The 17,291-nt window shown below is 38.0% G+C and carries 6 protein-coding genes; 1 reads left to right on the top strand and 5 read right to left on the bottom strand.

Features of this window, described 5'->3' with window-relative positions; translation table 11 throughout:
- Positions 1 to 109: 109 nt before the first annotated feature.
- The 5 genes from IR022_RS13280 to IR022_RS13260 form a co-directional block, all read right to left on the bottom strand.
- Entirely contained in the window at positions 110 to 2,761 is a 2,652-nt protein-coding gene (locus IR022_RS13280) for a glycoside hydrolase family 3 C-terminal domain-containing protein (protein ID WP_194204079.1), read from the bottom strand.
- A gap of 77 nt (positions 2,762 to 2,838) precedes the next feature.
- Complete coding sequence (locus tag IR022_RS13275) at positions 2,839 to 4,773, bottom strand: sialate O-acetylesterase (RefSeq protein ID WP_199330314.1); 1,935 nt, start codon at positions 4,771 to 4,773, stop codon at positions 2,839 to 2,841.
- A gap of 6 nt (positions 4,774 to 4,779) precedes the next feature.
- Positions 4,780 to 7,287, bottom strand: a complete 2,508-nt coding sequence (locus IR022_RS13270) for a glycosyl hydrolase 115 family protein (RefSeq protein ID WP_194204078.1) — start codon at positions 7,285 to 7,287, stop codon at positions 4,780 to 4,782.
- A gap of 225 nt (positions 7,288 to 7,512) precedes the next feature.
- Complete coding sequence (locus IR022_RS13265; protein WP_194204077.1) at positions 7,513 to 9,468, bottom strand: RagB/SusD family nutrient uptake outer membrane protein; 1,956 nt, start codon at positions 9,466 to 9,468, stop codon at positions 7,513 to 7,515.
- Positions 9,469 to 9,479: 11 nt separating this feature from the next.
- Positions 9,480 to 12,536: a SusC/RagA family TonB-linked outer membrane protein gene (locus tag IR022_RS13260; protein WP_194204076.1), complete on the bottom strand. Its 3,057-nt coding sequence runs from the start codon at positions 12,534 to 12,536 to the stop codon at positions 9,480 to 9,482.
- A gap of 460 nt (positions 12,537 to 12,996) precedes the next feature.
- Between IR022_RS13260 and IR022_RS13255 the strand changes: the two genes are divergently transcribed.
- The gene (locus tag IR022_RS13255; RefSeq protein ID WP_194204075.1) at positions 12,997 to 17,100 is read left to right on the top strand and encodes a hybrid sensor histidine kinase/response regulator transcription factor; all 4,104 of its coding nucleotides are present in this window, start codon (positions 12,997 to 12,999) and stop codon (positions 17,098 to 17,100) included.
- The last annotated feature ends 191 nt before the right edge of the window (positions 17,101 to 17,291 follow it).

Genomic DNA, 17,291 nt, shown 5'->3' with positions numbered 1-17,291 from the left:
AATGCACAAAGCACGGAAAGCTTTTTCTAGTCATTATTTAGAAGTGTTCTTTGTGAAAAATCTTAGTGATCTTTGTGTTTAACTCAATGGATATTATTTTTAAATGGAATTAGTCTTTGATATAAAACGTATTTCCAGTAATCTGAATTTCTTTTTGAACCACTTGTTTCGAATTGATGGCTTTGCTGTCAGGTTGTTTTCCTCCGATCGAAAGTAATACTTTACCTGTAGAAACCTGAGCCAGATTTTCTTTATCACGTCCGGTCATTTGTTTTGGAGTTACAGTGAATTCAACGGTTTTGGTTTTTCCTGCTTTTAAGTGAATACGTTTGAATCCCTGCAAAGCTCTGATGGGAGTTTTCAATTTGCTGTCGGGTAGGGAAACATACAGTTGAACAACTTCGTCACCATCCATCTTGCCTGTATTTTGTACATCTACCGAAATAGTTATGTTATCACCAGACTTGATTGTTTCGGGTGCATTTTTGATAGCGTATTCAAAAGTGGAATAACTTAATCCATAACCAAATTCATACAGTGGAGCACCTTTGAAATAACGGTATGTCTTGCCTGTCATATCATAATCGCTGAAAGCAGGTATTTGATTGATATCCTTATAGAATGTCAACGGTAAACGTCCGGCAGGATTGTAATCTCCGAAAATAATATCGGCTAGGGCAGTTCCTCCCTCTTGTCCGGGATACCAAGCTTCGATAATGGCAGGTATGTTTTCGGCTTCCCAATTGAATGCTAATGCACTACCGTTCAAAAATACCAATACGGTTGGTTTTCCTAATTTGTGAATCTCACGAATCAAATCGGTTTGCGTACTCGGTAGTTTTATATCCAAGCGGTCGCCACCCGAAAAGCCTTCTACCTTTACAGGCATTTCTTCACCCTCTAATAAGGGGCTTAGTCCCATACACAGTACGATCAGATCAGATGATTTTGCTAAATCAATAGCTTCCTGTTTTAAGTTTGGTTTCGGTGTGCCCCAAAGCAAGCGCATAATGGCATATTCGGTATTATCTTGAACATATTCTAAGCGAATATTATAGGCTTTTCCACCCTCCAGTTTCATCAATTCATATACTTTACGAGGATGGTGTACATCTTTCCATTTGGTAACTAACGAGTCATTCAAATACAGGTTGAATCCTGAGAAACCTTCACCACCTAAAGCATATTCACCCGATGTGGGAGGTACAAGTACACCTGTCCATCGTACAGAGAATTGATCGTATTTCATGTCTTTGAAAGGAGCAGTTGTCCACCAGATAAAATCTACATTCGGATCGATTTGCGAGTGTGCAGGTTTTCCCTCCCATTTGATATTGGAGAAATACTCAGCCTTAAGACCTTTTTGAGATTTACTTGCATCCGTAAATAAATATTCGGAAGGGATGGCTTCAAAGTAGGGTAGTTTTTCAGCCAAAGCACACCCTTGGGCATAAACAACTTCTGCATTCGGTAGTTTTTCACGCAGCCCTGTTAACGGGGTTTTAGGATTAGTAGGGTAGCCGTTGTAGTTTCCCAGCAGTACCTCTAAGTCATCTGCATTGGGTCCTATAACAGCTACCTTTTTCACCTCTTTGCTGAAAGGCAATAGATTATTTTCATTCTTTAGTAATACCATTGATTTGCGTGCAGCATCCAATGATAATGCCTGATGTTCTTTACTTTCTACTACATCGTAAGGTATTTGAGCGTATTTTACATCTTTATCATTGTCCATCATGCCAAGTTTAAGCAAGGCAAGGAGTACACGATGAACCGAAACATCCAATTCGGCTTCGGTAATTAAACCCTGCTCAACAGCGGCTACCAAATGAATATAAGTATCACCGCAATTGAGGTCTGTGCCTGCCTTTACTGCCATTGCAGCCGCTTCTTCGGGAGTAGATACTATGTGATGAGCATTTTTTTCGTAAAAATCACGAATCGCCCAACAATCGGAAACAATATACCCTTTGAATCCCCATTTTTCACGAAGCATGCTTTCCAAAAACTTATTACCGCAACAAGGTGCTCCTCTGAAACTCTGATAAGCACACATCACCGAATATACATGGGCATCCTGCACGGTTCTTTTGAAATGAGGCAGATATGTTTCTTCCAGATCGTAATCGTTAGGCCATACATCAAACGAATGTCGTGTCGATTCGGGTCCGCTGTGAACGGCAAAATGTTTGGCAGTAGCTACCAGTTTAAGGTATTTATCGTCATCTCCCTGCAATCCTTTGATGAAAGGAACAGCCAGCTCAGCAGTCAGATAAGGATCTTCTCCGTATGTTTCCATTCCCCGTCCCCAACGTGGATCACGGAAAATGTTGATATTCGGAGTCCAATAAGTTAATCCCTGATAAATGCCACGCTTACCTCTCGAAGCATACTCGTGATGTTTGGCACGTGCTTCGTCCGAAATAGCGTTTGCAATACCAAACATTTCGTCACTATCCCACATGGCAGCCATACCGATTGCCTGAGGAAAAACGGTTGCTTTACCCGAACGGGCGACACCATGCAGGCACTCATTCCAGAAGTTATGAGCAGGAATGCCCAGACGTTCTACTCCGGGACAATCGTACCGCAGCATATCTACTTTTTCCTGTAACGTCATTCGTGATACAAGATCGGATGCTCTTTCCTCAAAAGAAAGAGAGGTGTCCTGATAAGGTTCAATCTTTTTGCTGTTGCATCCCGTCAATGTTAGGATGCTTAGACCAAGCAAAAAAGGTTTTAAGTTTTTAAATATTTTCATAATTATCATTATTAAGGTCTGCGACCTATTGTTACTTACTGTTTATATCTATATGGATAATAAAAAGGTCTGTGACCTTACCAATTATCTGTTCTGAAGGGACTAGAGGGTAGACCTTCTTTATTCCGTAAGTTAGCTCCTTCGGGATTGTCTGCCCAAGCATATCTGACAGCAAGAGGACTCTTCACTTTGTCACTCCATACAATCACTTTATCCCCTTCAGTTGTAGCATCTGCCCAAACAAATTGTTTGTCTTCTCCTGCAACAGCAAAGCCTTTGAGTTTTTCAGTAGAGGCAAAACCGTTTCCAATCTCAGTAAACGAAAGGGTTATTTTATTACCATCCACAACCATGCTATTGTATCGAGGTGCTGAACTTATGATCTTTTTATCATCGTAAGCGATTTTCATTGCGCAGAGAGCCAAACGGTGTCCAACTTCTTTTTTATTTAAAGGGTGAATGTCGTTCCATTCTCCCAAATCTATATTAACAGTCATCCCTGTATTTGGAATCTCTAAAACTTTTGATTGTGCTTCTCGTAACATTGCCCAATTGCTCTCGGAAGGCTGTTCTTTAGCCATCATAAAGTTGGGAAGCTGTGCTAAAATAAATGGTAAATCAGCTCTGTTCCATTTCATCCGCCAATCAGTGATTAATGCCGAAAGCATGGCACTATATTCAGTGGATTTGGATGTATTTGCTTCACCTTGATACCAGATCACACCTTTGATAGGATAATCAATTACCGGAGCTATCATGCCATTGTAGAGCCCCATGGGTTTATACTGAAAAAAGGTCTGTGGAGCTAAAGGTTTCATTTCTGCCCCTAATTTATATTTCCATTCTCCTGTCAGGTCAATGGATTCATCCCCAACAATAACTTGATATGGTTTGTCTTCTACAAATCCGCCTTTTCCTATGGAGTTAATAACACGTACTGCTACTGAATTTTTCCCTTCATGGAGAATCCCCAAAGGAATAGTATAAATACGTGGAGGATATTGATAGGAGGTTGTTCCCACAAATTTGCCATTGATATATGCCGAATCGCTATCCACAATACAACCTAAACGAAGTACGGCAGGTTTACCGACTATTGAAGCCGGAAGTTCAAAATCTTTGCGAAACCAAAATGAACCGTTTATATTTCCGATTCCTTTATCAACCCAATATCCGGGTAAATTGATTGTTCCCCAATCGAATGTATTCAAATCACTTTTAAACCAATCGGATATACCTTTGTCTTTCTGATTTAAAGTAGAATACCATTGATTTGCGATTTTTTTTTCCTGAGCTTTGATACTATCTATGTAACCGACTTGAGCAAATTGCTCGGCTGTTTGTAAATCGGACGGAAATTGTTTCAAAGCATCTTTGCTAAGCCAGGCTTCGATGGGCGAGCCTCCTGCACTCGAGTTGAGTAATCCGATCGGAACTTTATATTTATCGTATAATTCTTTGGCAAAGAAGTAAGCTACTGCCGAAATATCTAGTATATTTTCAGGCGTTGCCGATTTCCACGAACCGCCATTAAGGTCATCATTCGTCTTTTCAAAGTTGTAGTTTAGAGGAACTTTTAAATGTCGGATATAAGGATTATTTATCTGACTGACTTCCTGTTGATATAAATCCAATACCCTGCGGATCGGAATTTCCATATTTGATTGCCCCGAACACAGCCAGACATCACCAATCAAGATATCATGGATAGAAATATCATTTATCTGCATTTGATAAGCACCTCCTGCCTGTTGAGGAGGAAGTGAGACTTCCCATTTCCCATTTGAGTCAGCGGTAGTCTTATATGACTTATTCAGAAACCTAATTTCAATGCTTTCGTTTTCAGATGCCCATCCCCAAAGTTTTAGCTTTGTATCTCGCTGTAAAACCATACCATCACTAATCAGGACGGGGAGTTTTACCGATGCTCTGCCCGAAACAGTACATAGTAAGGTGAGTAGCATTATAAATGCTACCTTCCTTATTGATATGTGTTTTTTTATGATTTTCATCTCATTTTATTTTTCGACTTTACTTTCAGGAGCACCTAAGTAACTGGTTTTTAAACCTCCTAAATCGAGCATTACTTTTTGTAAGACAATTCCCGGATCTAATATTCTGAATCGTATGGTATGCAATCCCGCCTTGTCAATCCGATGGTTTGTAACCGATTCGATAATGCTGTTGGCAACCCAAACTTCTCTTTCCTTTTCAGTATATGTCTGATTGAAATTGACTATTTGTTCTTCACCTCCATCAATAGATACAGCATATCGTAACCCTTTATTCGAATTAAAGTTGAGGGTGGGAGAGAGCAACACAATCAACCGTGCCTCACCTGTACTTGTCAGATCCATATCGTATTCAAGATATACATTATCGCCTTCTTTGGGAGAAACTGTTACAGGGAAAGTGGTAATTCCCGAAAGAGTTTTTCCGAAATCGGGAATCACTTTCCACGATATGCTATTGCCATCTTGTAGACGGGTAAAATGTTCAGCTTCAATAGATACATATCCGTCTGCTTCGGAGAATACTTTTTCTTTGTATTCCATGGTTGACATTATGTACTCGACATGAGGCATCACGCTTTCTTTGGGTTGCTGCCAATAAGTATATCCGATACGGACTTGATCCATCATATGTGCCCATTTACCACCTGAGATATTCTCGTTGTAATGTACGGTCAAAAGCGAATCCCTCTCGAAACATTCTTTAGCCTTATCTGCCCAATAATTTGCCTGAACGTCTTGTTTCTCGGCATAAAAACGATTCTTAGCAACAGCAAAATACATTTCATATAGATTGGAGCAGGCATTGATAGGGAATAATACCAATTGATCGAAAGCATCTTTGTAATTATTAGGAATCACATTGTATAAACGCATGGCATCTATAACCAGATTTCTGTAATCGTTAACTACGGTTTCGAATTCATTGTAATTTTCGAGACTGTATGTCTTCTCATTCAACAATTCAGGAGTAACTCTGCGATTGTATTTGGTATAGAGATTTATCAGGCGAGCCGATTCTTTAGCATATTTTTCGCCAAATTGTTGAGCAGACCATTCTTCGGTATGCTGTAAGAGATTATCTGCATTGAATCGATTGGGATTCCAAGCCATATCGAGAAAGAAACTGATGGGATATTCCATCGGTTTCAGATCACCTACGTTTACTATCCATATTTTATCAACACCATATTGATAAGTCAGGTTCATTTGTTCCCAGATACGTTGGACTTGGCTGACATTTATCCATTTATAATTGCGAGGTCCGCCTACATAATCGAAATGATAATACATACCATATCCGCCTTTACGTTTGGGAGCATTCAGGTCGGGAAGCTTGCGAACATTTCCCCAATTGTCATCACACAGCAAAAGAGTAATATCATCAGGTACACGCATTCCTTTGTCATAATAGTCTTGTACTTCTTTGTATAAAGCCCATACTTGTGGCACGGTTTCCGCTTTTTTACCTGTAACTTTCGATATAATATTTCGTTGATCTTTCACTATCTTTTGAAGCAGGGCAACATTGCTTTCTTCGCTCATCGGTTCGTCACCATCGCCACGCATGCCCACTGTTACTATGTTTTCCCAGTTTTTCATACGTTCGATACCTTCCCTCCAAAATTCCTGTAATATCTTTTGATTTTTGTCATAATTCCAAGCACCCTTTCCGTATCTGCTCCATTCGGCATGAGCACGCCCCATTGGTTCGTGATGCGAAGTACTTATTACAATCCCGTACTCATCAGCTGTTGGTCCATTAAGAGGGTCATCATCATAAAATGCACTTCCCCACATGGCAGGCCAGAGAAAATTACCCTTTAAGCGAAGAATCAACTCAAATACTTTCTCATAAAATTGATGATTGTATCCTCCGAAAGTAGCTTTACTCCATCCTGTTAAGGCAGGAGCTTCGTCATTTAAGAAAATGCCCCGATACTGAACGGCAGGTTCTCCTTCGGTGTATGTGCCCGGTTTTACATATAAATCTTTCTTGTTTTCGACAGGTATATCTGCCCAATAGTACCACGGCGAGACGCCTATCTGTGCCGATAATTCGTAAATACCGTATATTGTACCTCGTTTGTCGCTGCCTGCGATAACTAAAGCGGCATCTATTCCGTCGGTGGGATTCTGTACTGTTTCTATAATGTACTTTTCGTTCTTTCCTGTAAGGTCTTTAGCTTCTATTTTTCCTTCCTGTATCAGATTATCAATAATTGACGATTGACCGACAGTGCCGATAATTACAGAAAACTTCGTAGCTTCCGATGAAGGAATATTTCCCGTTACTTTTCGTAAATCTTCTTTCAAATCGTTTACTGCACGCAGTACACCTTTGTAATCCGTATCATCTGTAAGTATAGATGCAGGCTTTCCATCAATAGCTAAAGGAAAGTAAGAGGCATTCTTCTGAGTGAATACAAACTGCTCTTTGTCAAAAGCAGATATTGTATTCGAGAAAATAAGAAGCTGTAAAAATATGATCAGGTATAAATTTCTTTTAGCCATAGTTTTCTATTTATAATCATACAATTTTACATATTGAATACTACACTCCTTTATTGAGATACAGAAATGTGAGCCTTGATTCCTTCCTTAAATTTGACTTCATCAATAACTTCTGTTTCAATTTAATAAAGTAAGACAATATACTTTATTTTCATGTATTATATTCTTTATGTAATGAGAAATCAGCCGGACGAACCGAATCGTCCGGCTGATCTCCATGATTTATTAATAACCCGGATTCTGATAAGCTGCTTTATCGGCAGCACTCATTTCCATACCATCTATCTGACCTGTAGGAATAGGGCGTAAATAGAGATAGGGTTGAATATTTCTGGTACCTTTTTTAGGTGTATGATCTCCGGGAGTAGTTCCGCAAATTTCAAAAGAAGAAGCAAGATCGCTCCATTTTTGAGTACGTACTAAATCCCACCAGCGATAGCCTTCGCCAAAGAACTCGCGTGAACGTTCAGCTAAGATATAGTCAATAGTTATTGTGGCGGGAGTTGCTGCTATCATTGCTGCACTATTATCCTGTACTTTAGCCATATTACCGTTGTTACTCCAATTCCACTTACCGGCACGGGCTCTAAGCACATTAACCAGTTCTCGGGCACTTTGTCCCGCTGTTGTAGTTGCTCCTTTTACAGCAGCTTCGGCTGCTACCAAATAAAGTTCGGAGAACTTGGCAATAGGGAAAGGACGGGTGATACTACCATTGGGTTGTCCGAGTCCGGTGCCATTGTCTGTACGATAAGTACCCAGTTTCCAAAGATTTGGAAAGGCATATCTACTTATGCCGCTTGGTGCTATCACAAAATCGGATCTACCGGGCAATACGCCTGCACCAACATTGCTTTTGTAGACAGAATTAGAGTAATCTATAGGTGTCGTTGGTTCTTCATCAAGTATAGTAAGGATTGCATCACCCGGATATACAGGCATGCCATTTGCATTGTAAAGAACCTCATTTTTCACCCCCGCTTTGTTCCAGTTGGCACGGAAAGAAGTTACAAATGTACCATCGTAACGAGAATCAATAGCCTTATCAGTAAAAGTCTTTGTCACTACATCGATGGTAGGTGCTATACGTGTCCATGGACGTCCGTAGGCTTGAGCGGCTTCACGTTGAACAGATCTTATTTTAGCTCCTGCCCAATCGGCTGTAGTGGCACTTTCGAGACCAGTATAATCCCATGTAGCCATCCAAACAGCAAAGTTTCCAGGAGATCCTCCGGTGTTATATGAGTGGCTTTGCTCTCCATCGTAATATTCGCTCGATTCGGTATGATCTGCATATAACAGCATTTCCTTATTACGGTCGTTTTGTGCCAGATTAACATCATAATATGTTTGTTGCAAGCCGAAAGGACCGGGATTGGCAATGGCTGCTGTAGCTATATTATAAGCTTCCTGATAATACCATTGTGCATTGTGTCCATCAGGATCTGTTCTTGGAGTCTCCGGATAAGTAGGTATGTTCTTGGGGTTTTCGAGCCACCAGCCATAAGTCAGATAAGCTTTTGCTAAGTATAAACGAGCTAAAGTTTTGGTAACACCTCCGGTAACACGTCCGTTGTCAGGTAAATCGGTTATTGCGGTAAGCAAGTCTGGAAATACTGCCTTAGTATATACTTCAGGAACAGTATTGCGGACAGAAGTTCGAGAAGTGGAAGTGTTGAACTTCAATTCACCTGCTCCTAAATCAAGAGGCACTCCTCCAAAAGTTTGTACCAATGTAAAATAATCAAACGCTCTGAAAAACCTAGCCTCCGCAATTAATGCTTTTGAAATAGTTTCTATTTGGGCGCCATTTTCAATAATACCACTGGCTGTGTTGATATCGGAGTATGCTCTACCCCATAGTACATCGGAACGGCTACTGGAAGGATTCAACGATCCTGCTCCTGAGAGGTCCATATCCTTGGAGTTATTATCTCCGAGACTGCCGTATGTATATTCATCAGTTCCGGCTTCACAGGCTATCAGCCAATAGCCATTTCCATATACGTAGCGTAGATTTCCATATAGCGAGGTTATTCCCCCTATAACACCCTTTTCGGTTTTAAAATATTCGGGAGTATAAATACCACGTGGAGTTTCGTTCAGAATATCGGAACACCCTATAAAGAGAGATGCTAAAAGGAGTGTCGCTATATATTTTTTTATATCTGTTCGTTTCATATCGGTCTTTTTTAGAATGTTAGATTTAATCCTATCAGGAAGTTACGGGTCGAAGGGGTGTTTGTTCCTATAACCAGAAGACGTTTTTGGTATCCGGTGGTAACTGCTTGATTTTCGTTACCCAGAGAGTTTGTTTCTGGATCCATTCCCGACTCATCATAATAGGGCGAAAATAGGACAAACGGATTCTGTATCGTAGAATAAACATATAGTTTGTTGACACCTAATTTTTTAGATAATTGAGGATTGAAAGTGTATCCTAATGTAATATTACGTACTTTGAGATACGTTGCATCGAAATAGCCGAGGGTAGTACCATACTTAGGATTATCGTTACTTGTTATTCCTCCAGGTTTAGGATATTTAGCATCTGTATTTTCGGGAGTCCAATAATCTACTTTCACGTTTCCTCTTCGTCCGTTCAACATATTGAGATATCCTGTTGAAGAATAGAGGGAACTAATAAGGGTTCCACCTCTTTGGAATGCTCCTATGACGTTAAAATCGAATCCTTTATAAGCTACGCGGGTATTGAAACCTCCCTGAAAATCAGGATTTACATCTATGATTTGTCTGTCACTGGCATTAATCGCTCTCTTGGGTGAACCGTCTTCGTTAAACTCGCCGGTATATTTTACTTTAACCATACCTGCATTTCCTCCCGGTTCGAGAATATCACGGTATTTGTCTTCTTCCTGCCAAAGACCTATTTTCTCATAATCGTATATTACGTTAATGGGATGTCCCACAAACCACCAGTTATTTTCATCTGTTGTTTGTCCTGAAGCAAGTGCAACCAATTTGTTTCGGTTAGTATATAGATTAATACCAAGATCCCATGTCCAACCATTGCTATTATCTAATATGGTTCCATTAAGTGTAAGTTCAAATCCTTTATTTTGAGATTTTCCCACATTAGCCATATAACTGCCTACACCTGTTGTTGAAGGTAGATTGACTCTCAACAAAATATCTTTAGTGTTCTGTACATAATATTCAGCACTTCCCGAGATTCTGCCATTTAGGAATGAAAAATCGACACCATAGTTCCATGTTTCAGAATATTCCCAACCTAAATTTTGATTTGGTAGTTCAGAAACATAATATCCGACTGTATTTTCATTACCAAAATTATAAGGTCTGGTACTTAGAAGTCCAAGAGTTTTGTAAGAATCGATAGATTCATTCGAAGTTTGTCCGTATCCAACTCTTAACTTTAGATTATCCATCCATGTAACACCTTCCATAAAGGCTTCTTTTCTGATATTCCAACCTGCAGATACAGCAGGATAAGTATGCCATTTATTACCAGGAGCTAATCTTGAGGAAGCATCAGATCTAAATGCCAAACTCACCATATAACGATCGTCATAAGAGTACATCGCACGTCCCATCCATGACATCAAACCGCTTTGGTAATATCCTTGATTGGCAGGACTTACTGTAATTTCACCTGTAGCTTGTCCCAAATTGTAAAACTGGAAGGCATCATCAGGAATACCCTTTGCCGACATTTGAGATTTGTTATATTGAGTCTCTTCAGCTGAGTATAATGCTACAACATTTAACGAGTGTTTTTCTGCAAAGATGCGGTCGTAAGTCACTAGATTTTCGACTGCCCAGTTAGTTGTATGTGAATTAGAGATGGTTGCTGTTGAAGGATTGGTTGGATCGTAACTAAATACACCTTCTCCCGTATAACTTCCTGTATTGTTCTGGCGATAGTTTAGACCTAAGTTTAGTCGGTATTTCAATCCTTCTACACCCGGAATTTTTACTTCACCATATACTGTATTGTATGAGCCAAATGCTCTACCTTGATCTATCCATTTGTCACCTAGGGCATCTATCGCATCTCTTGAATATGCCCACTGTTCGTCAGCTGCCATTTTTACGGTTCTTTTCCACGTACCGTCTGCATTATAAGGGTTGGAGATTGGTGTAAGACTTAAGCTACCGTATGTACCCAAATTACCTCCATTGGAGACAGAGTAGTTATTATTTGTAATAAACCCAAATTTCAAACTCTTACCTATTGCCTGATCAAGTGTACCTCGCATTGAATAGCGGGTAAAATTTTGTTGAGGTATCAAGGCTTCATCACGTAAATAGCCAAGGCTGAAATTATAACTGCCTTGTTCAGTACCACCTAAGATGCTTAAATCGTGATTGGTTACCATACTGTTTTGATATAATAGATCTTGCCAATCGGTATTTACATCATTCAATTCGTCAGGTCCATTTTGGTATTTTCCGGCAAATTCACGAAGTTTTACATACTCTTGTCCATTCATCATCGGATATTTGGCAAAAAGAGTTTTCATTCCGACAAATCCATTGTAAGATACCGATGCTTTAGCTCCTGCTAGCCCCTTGTTAGTAGTGATCATTAAAACTCCATTTGCTCCACGAGAACCGTAAATGGCTGTTGATGAGGCATCCTTTAGAATGTCGATACTCTTAATGTCACTGGGGTTAATGTCACTTATAGATCCTGGAAACGGAATTCCATCCAATACAATTAGTGGGTCATTACTTGCATTAAGAGAACGTGTACCACGAATACGAATTTGCATGGGAGAACCTGGTTTAGATGAGGTTTGCGACATGTCTACTCCGGCAAGGCGACCGTATAGAGCCGATGAAACATCGGTGGCTGCCATTTCCTTTATGGCATCTCCTTTTATGGAAGCCACTGAACCTGTTACAGCCTCTTTGCGTTGAGTACCATAACCGATAACCACTACTTGATCTAATACTTGTGTATTTTCTTGTAGCATGACATCAATTTTGGTTCTTCCTGAGACATCGACTGTTTGGGTGATATACCCTAAATAAGAAAAGTCAAGTTTAGCTTTAGAGGAAACATTCAGGGTGTATTGTCCTTCCAAATCGGTGACAATACCATTAGCTGTGCCTTTTTCTACCACACTTACTCCTATAACAGGATCACCTTGGGCATCTTTCACAACTCCTTTTACGGATATATTTTGTGCAGACAACCACAGTGGAATAAAGAGAAATAATAATAAAACCCGAATGGGTTTCGTGATAATAATGTCTTTCATGATGTTGGTAATAAAATTAGTAATTCAGAGGTTACTCTTTTTTTCTTTGGTATTTAATGAATAGAAATTCTAAAATATGCTTGCGGCATTTGTACTCATTTTGAAGATTTAGATTTAAATTATTTAACATTTTTTGTGACGTTTCGAAATTATGAATAAATAAACTATTGCCCCTTGTAAAATGTATCTTATTATTTTGATGCTGTAACATATTTTATGTACTCGTTACATTTTGTTTTGTGTATGTTACATCTTATTGTTCATAGTACGATAACCCTTATTTATCGAGATTTTAGGCATTATTTCTCGACTTAGTATTTAGAATATTCTTTATATTTGGAGAAATACTATTTATGTACCCTTAATAGATCTAATATCCACAATCCTATAAGCTTTTATTGTATAATAAAGTTAGATAGAGCTTCTTGTGGAAGTTTTAAATGAACCAATGTGTTAACAAATGAAAAAAACAATTGTTCTAATATTACTAGCATTAAGCATTATATTTTGCAATGAATTATTAGCCCAAAACCGAGAATACTATTCTACTGATAATGGGTTATCTAATAGCCTTATCAATCAGATATATCAAGATAAAAAAGGCTTTATATGGATTGCGACCGAATATGGTCTAAATAAATTTGATGGGATTAACTTTACTATCTATAAGCATATTGATGGAGACTCTACTTCGCTTAAGCATAACTATGTGCGTACTTTATTTGAAGATAGTTCGGGCAATTTTTATGTCGGAACCATCGTTGGGTTAATGAAGTATGATTGGTCTACCGACTCGTTTCAAGACATAAAGATGTATCGTGATGGAAAGATCGTTCGTCCTCATATAATTTCTATTATCGAAACTCATAATGGTGATATTTGGCTGACAACATCAGGACAAAGTATTTTTATCCTGAAAAAAGGGACTGATAATTTTTTGTCTGACCCCATATTAAATAAATCTCTTAGTAGCAGTTTTCTCAATTCTATTTTTCAAGACTCAGAGTTTAATATCTGGATAGGTTCTGAAAATGATGGACTTAATTGTTATGATCCGCGCACAAAAAAGACTACTGTGTTTAAAGCTCCGCACGATATTAGCAGTAACAACATATCGGCTATTAAAGAAGATATAGAAGGAAATATTTATGTAGGTACACTTACTCAGGGTTTGAACAAATACAATCCGAAAATGCAAACTTTCGAGCCTATTTTATATAAAGGTAATACGCAATTACTGGTCAACTCATTAATGATAAACAAACAAGATCAACTATATATTGGTACTGACGGACAAGGGTTGATGATGTATAATAAGGAAAAAAATATAATAGAAGATTATGAAGTAAACTCTCCTCCTTTTGACTTTTCAAAGGGGAAGATACATTCTATTCTTCAAGATAAGGATCAGAATTTATGGTTGGGGATTTTTCAGAAAGGCATTATTTTTATTCCGGTTTTAGAGAATAAGTTTAATTATTATGGATACAAATCATTCAAAAATAATCCGATAGGATCAAGTTGTGTTACTGCAATTTATAAAGATAAAGAAGGTATTACATGGATAGGTACTGATAATGATGGTATTTACGGGATAAATAATAAGGGAGTGAGGGTTTCTCATTTTTATCAGACAGCCTCTCCAACCTCTGTTCCTAATATTATACATTCCATTTTCGAAGATTCTTCAGGCGATATGTGGTTGGGCTCATATACTAATGGGTTGGCTAAGTTTAATTCGAAGACGGGACATTGTGACTATGTTAAACGTTTTAGCAAAGAAAAGGTATATTGTATAAGGGAAGATAAAAATAAAAATTTACTTATTGGTACATACGGTTCAGGCTTTTTCATGTTAGATAAAGAAGGGAAAGAGGCAATTCATTATGAATCATCTAAACAGGAAAATGATAGCCTTGCCATTAATGAATTATCAAACGATTGGGTTAATTATCTGATTTGTGATAAAGAAGGCTTAATTTGGATAGGTCATTATAAAGGTGTAAGTTGTTTCGATCCTTCTAAAAAGACATTCCTCTCTTACTTTGGTAAGAATAATTTATTACCCGGTACTGTTGTTTTTTCGTTGTTGGAAGACAAAGCTGGAAAAATTTGGATAGGGACTTCGTCTGGATTATATTGCTTCGATAAGCAAACTCAGCAAATGAAATTGTACACAACGAAAGACGGATTGTCGAACGATGTGATATGTGGTATTTTAGAAGATGATCAAAACAATATATGGATCAGCACTTACAATGGAATAAGTAAATTTAATAGTAAGGATAACCGTTTCATTAATTATTATGCGAGTGACGGGTTACAAGGAAATGAATTTACGAGAGGAGCAGTATTTAAAGATAGCAAGGGGACACTATTTTTTGGAGGAATAAATGGAGTGACAAGCTTCGAGCCTAAAGAAATAGTAGAAGAAAAAAGAGAGTTAAATCTCCTGTTAACAAATTTCTATCTGTTTAATCAACCCATAAAAAAAGGGGATAAATCGGGAGGTCGCGAAATAGTTTCAACTTCGGTTTTAGATGCCGATTCGTTTATTTTATCGTATTCAGATAACACTTTTAGTTTTGAGTTTTCTACTCTCGATTTTATTAATCCCGAGCGTATATCGTATCAATATATGATTGAAGGCTTAAATTCAGAGTGGATGAGTACTTCTCCCGGAATTAGTAGGGTAACATATAATAATCTGACTTCGGGTACTTATACTTTCAAAGTAAGGGCTTACGATAATGATAACTATTCGCCTGTTAAAACTATTCGTATTGTGATTACTCCTCCTTGGTACAAAACGGTGTGGGCATATGCTGGCTATGGACTATTATTCATCTTCGTTATATATGGAATAGTTGGCTATCTTTTTTCTAAGATTAGGCATAAGCAGGAAATAATGGAAAAGGATCATGCCGAAAAGATTAGCGAAGCCAAGTTGCAGTTCTTTATTAATATTTCGCATGAAATAAGAACTCCTATGACGTTAATAATTAACCCACTGGAGAAATTAATTTCGGAGAATAAGGATATTGATAAGCAAAAAGTCTATATGATGATTTATCGAAATTCGCAGCGTATACTTCGACTAATCAATCAGTTGATGGATATTCGTAAATTGGATAAAGGACAAATGAGGCTCAAATGTCGTGAAACAGATATAGTAGGCTTTATCGAAGATCTGATGCTTACGTTTGAATATCAGGCAAAAAAGAATAAAATAGATTTTACTTTCGAGCATGAAGACAAGTTGCTGAAAGTATGGATTGACCTAAATAATTTTGATAAAGTTCTGTTGAATATTTTTTCGAATGCTTTTAAATTTACACCTGAGCAGGGAAAAATTACTGTAAAACTAACAGCGGGAAAAGACTCTTCGACCAGAGGACCGTTGAAAGAATACTTTGAGATCAGTGTATCTGATACGGGTATTGGAGTTGATAAAGATAAAATAGAAAAGATATTCGAACGCTTCTATCAGATTAATAATGATCAGACTAATTCTAATTTTGGAACGGGTATCGGTCTGCATCTTTCACGCTTGTTGGTAGAATTACATCATGGGGTTATTTATGCCGAAAATAGAAGTGACAGACAAGGAAGTCATTTTATAATTCGGATACCTTTAGGAAACACTCATTTTAATCAGGAAGAACTTCAAATTTTCGAAGAAAGTGAATTGTTGATTGAAAACCGTACTATAAACAGAGCAGAAACAAATAATAAATTTGAGGAAGAATTTGAGGAAGAAACAAATAAACGTACCAAGTCGAGGACAAAATATCGTATTCTAATTGTAGAAGATGAAGATGAAATAAGACAATACATGAGAGATGAATTATCTTTAGAATACCGTATTAAAGAGTGCCCGAATGGAAAAGAAGCCCTTGAATATATTCTGAAAGAAAAGCCAGATTTAGTGATAAGTGATGTAATGATGCCCGAAATGGATGGCATAACCTTAAGTCGGAAGATAAAGCAGAATATTAATATAAATCATATACCGATTATCTTGCTGACAGCAAAGTCGAAAACCGAAGACAGGCTCGAAGGGCTCGAAATAGGTGCAGATGCGTATCTTGTAAAACCCTTTAATACGGATGTCTTAAAACAAACTATAAGTAACTTGATAGCTAATCGCGAACGATTGAAGAGCAAATTCAGTGGAAGCCAGCAGCAGGATGATAAGATTGATAAGATAGAGATGAAGTCTTCGGACGAAATCTTGATAGAAAAAATAATGAAGGTAATCAATGCAGATCTTTCTAATCCCGATTTGAATGTGGAGATGCTTGCAAGCAGTGTTGGAATGAGCCGTGTGCACATGCACCGAAAATTAAAAGAATTGACCAACCAATCAGCTCGCGATTTTATTCGGGGGATAAGGTTAAAACAAGCAGCTACATTATTGAGAAGTAAAAAGCTATCAGTTTCGGAAGTTGCTTATGCTACGGGATTTTCCAATTTATCGCATTTCTCTAATTCATTCAAAGAGTTTTATGGTGTATCGCCTTCTGAATATATTAACTCGAATCCTTCTGAGGAATCTGAGTGATATATTGAACCTAATTTGTGAATATTAAATACTATAACTCGTAAACGGATGTTGTTATTTATTAGTACATTTTAGAGGTACAACTATCTTTAATATTTAAGAAACTCTGGCAGCAAATAGGTATGAGACCTTATTTGTAACAAAGAGGAAAATAAATGTTACAAAAAAGAGAGCCGAGGTTTCGTGCTCAA

The organism is Dysgonomonas sp. GY617, from assembly GCF_015233815.1.
In the GTDB taxonomy this organism is placed as follows: Bacteria; Bacteroidota; Bacteroidia; order Bacteroidales; family Dysgonomonadaceae; genus Dysgonomonas_A.
This window is presented reverse-complemented; position numbering and strand designations above follow the sequence as displayed.

Coding starts and splice junctions, on each gene's coding strand:
- IR022_RS13280 (WP_194204079.1), bottom strand. CDS start 2,761: ATGAAAATATTTAAAAACTTAAAACCTTTTTTGCTTGGTCTAAGCATC.
- IR022_RS13275 (WP_199330314.1), bottom strand. CDS start 4,773: ATGAAAATCATAAAAAAACACATATCAATAAGGAAGGTAGCATTTATA.
- IR022_RS13270 (WP_194204078.1), bottom strand. CDS start 7,287: ATGGCTAAAAGAAATTTATACCTGATCATATTTTTACAGCTTCTTATT.
- IR022_RS13265 (WP_194204077.1), bottom strand. CDS start 9,468: ATGAAACGAACAGATATAAAAAAATATATAGCGACACTCCTTTTAGCA.
- IR022_RS13260 (WP_194204076.1), bottom strand. CDS start 12,536: ATGAAAGACATTATTATCACGAAACCCATTCGGGTTTTATTATTATTT.
- IR022_RS13255 (WP_194204075.1), top strand. CDS start 12,997: ATGAAAAAAACAATTGTTCTAATATTACTAGCATTAAGCATTATATTT.